At 71.4% G+C, this 2,413-nt stretch carries 3 protein-coding genes; 1 reads left to right on the top strand and 2 read right to left on the bottom strand.

Annotated elements, in window-relative coordinates:
* A partial coding sequence (locus VGH85_09655) for an AAA family ATPase (GenBank protein HEY2174059.1) occupies positions 1-560 on the top strand: 560 nt, incomplete at its 5' end.
* Between the two features lie 407 nt (positions 561-967).
* Here VGH85_09655 and VGH85_09650 read toward each other — a convergent pair.
* Complete coding sequence (locus VGH85_09650) at positions 968-1,876, bottom strand: hypothetical protein (protein HEY2174058.1); 909 nt, start codon at positions 1,874-1,876, stop codon at positions 968-970.
* Between the two features lie 218 nt (positions 1,877-2,094).
* Positions 2,095-2,413: hypothetical protein (locus VGH85_09645; GenBank protein ID HEY2174057.1), on the bottom strand; the 319-nt coding region annotated here is incomplete at its 5' end.

The following is a 2,413-nucleotide window of genomic DNA, read 5'->3' as shown; positions in this document are numbered from 1 at the left end:
TCTTCACCTCGAACCTCGGCACGCAGGACATCTCCAAGGCGGTCGGGCTCGGTTTCGCGCAGGGCAACGACGAGGCGTCGAACTACGAGCGGATGAAGACGAAGGTCAACGACGAGCTGAAGAAGCACTTCAGGCCGGAGTTCCTCAACCGTATCGACGACATCGTGGTGTTCCACCAGCTCACCGAGCCGCAGATCGTCTCCATGGTCGACCTGATGATCACCCGCGTCGAGGCGCAGCTGAAGAACAAGGACATGGCGATCGAGCTCACGCCGGACGCGCGCAAGCTGCTCGCCCGCCGTGGTTTCGACCCGGTGCTGGGGGCGCGGCCGCTGCGCCGCACGATCCAGCGCGAGATCGAGGACCAGCTGTCGGAGAAGATCCTGTTCGGCGAGATCGAGGCCGGTCAGATCGTCATCATCGACGTGGAGGGCTTCGACCCCGACGACACCACCCGGACCGCGCAGGACCAGGCCAAGTTCACCTTCCGGGGCGAGCCGAAGCCGAAGGTCAGCGTGCCGGACGCCGTCCCGGCCGGGCTCGGCGAGGAGACGTCCTAGTCAGGTAGGCAGTGGTTCGACGGCGGGGCCGGCGTTGACGCGCCGGCCCCGCCGCCGTCTTCGTACCCGCCGGCACAGACCCAGTGCCGCCCGCACAGACCGTGCACGCTCTGTGCGGCCGGCACCAGGTCTGTGTGGGCCGGTGGTTTCGGTTGGCCGCCGCCCGTCTAGCCGCCGGCACAGCACGGTGACCGGTCTACCCGCCGGCACAGACCCGGTGATGCCCGCGCAGACCGTGCACGCTCTGTGCGGCCGGTACCAGGTCTGCGCGAGCCAGTGGTTTCGGTTGGCCGCCGCCCGCCCGTGTACCCGCCGGCACAGACCCAGTGGCGCTCGCGCAGACCGTGCACACTCTGCGCGGCCGGCACCAGGTCTGTGCGAGCCCCGCTCTGCTACCGGTGCGGGGGTCAGGCGAGTGCACGGTCGAGGCGGGCGGCGATCGGGGCGAACTTCACGAGGTCGTCCCACGTCCAGCGGATGACCGTGAGCCCCTGGGCGCGGAGGTCGTCTTCCCTGAGCTTCTCCGCGAACACCACCTCGCCCGGGTCCCGATCGCCGATGATGGTGCGGCCGTACTTGAGCCGGCCGTCGAACTCACCGACCACTCCGTCATCCGGCCAGCCGAAGTCGACCCGCCCGACCAGTCGTCCGCCGGCTGCCCGCACGTCCCACTGCAACATCGGCTCCGGCAGCCCGGCGTTGGCGATCGCGAGACGGCTGCGTGACTCCCCGACGCTCTCCGAGCGGCCGTCGGCGAACGCGACCACCCGCCGGGCCCGGGGGCAGCCCGGCCAGCCCTTGCACCGGGCGAGCGCCTCTTCCAGGTCCTCAGAGGTGAGCAGGCCGAGCGCCAGCGCGGCGTCCGCGGTCACCACCCCCGACTCGAAAGGAGCCGACCGCGCCAGATCGACGACGGTACGGGCAACCGATGTGATCGGCAGGCCGTCGGAGGTGGTGATGTCGGCTCGTCGGAGGGGTGCGGTCCGCAGGTGCAGCCTCGGATCACGACGGCCGCCGGAACGACGCGCTCGGGTCACCTGCACCCTGCTCAGCGGCATCCGCCAGGTCGGCAGGCCGTGCAGCAGGGCGGCCGAGGCGTGACTGACCACGGCCCCGGCGGCGAGTTCGGTCATCGCGGCGCGCACCTGCAGCCGATGTCGGCCGTCGGGGTCGTCGGGTTCGGGACTGGCCAGGTAGACGCCGCGACGCACCGAGGTCAGCTCACCGGCGCGGCGCATGCGGGCCAGCTCGTGGTCGGTGAACCCGGCGGCGAGCAGCTGCGGTCGGCGGTACATCGTGATGGGCTCAGGGTGCATACGTCCGAGCGTCCCTGCCTCTCACGACCAGCGTGCTGAGCTCGCGCCCGACCTGTGGACAACCGTCATACCTGTGGACAACTGGTCGCCAGGCAGCGCTTCCGGGCTCGCACAGACCCGGTGCCGCCCGCACAGACCTTGCAGGCTCTGTGCGCCCGGTACTGGGTCTGTGCGAGCCGAACGAAGCGCGCCCTCGGTTCCCCGACGGGGGCGAGTGGTTAGCGGGAGAGTCGTTCGGACCTGGCGGACATCGCGGCGTGGCGGGGGTCCGACGGGGGGAGCGCGTGGGTGAGCCGTTCGGCCAGCTCCACGTCGTCCGCACCGGAGGGCGTGTCGGCGAGCAGCCACATCGCCTCGACGTCGCCCTGGTCGAGGACCGCCCGGCGCAGGGTCGCCGCCAGCAGCTCGCGTTCCTCGATCACCGCAGGCGCCTCCGACCCGGGTCGCAACTCGCCGCGGTAGGCGGCGGCGGCCGCCCGCACCTGCCCGGCGCGCAGCGACTCGCGCACGGTGAGCCAGTCGGCCACCAGCTCGGCG

This window comes from Mycobacteriales bacterium (assembly GCA_036497565.1).
Classification (GTDB): Bacteria; Actinomycetota; Actinomycetes; order Mycobacteriales; family QHCD01; genus DASXJE01.
The sequence above is the reverse complement of the archived record's forward strand: the minus strand, read 5'-3'. Positions and strand labels throughout refer to the sequence as shown.

Coding starts and splice junctions, on each gene's coding strand:
- VGH85_09650 (HEY2174058.1), bottom strand. CDS start 1,876: ATGCACCCTGAGCCCATCACGATGTACCGCCGACCGCAGCTGCTCGCC.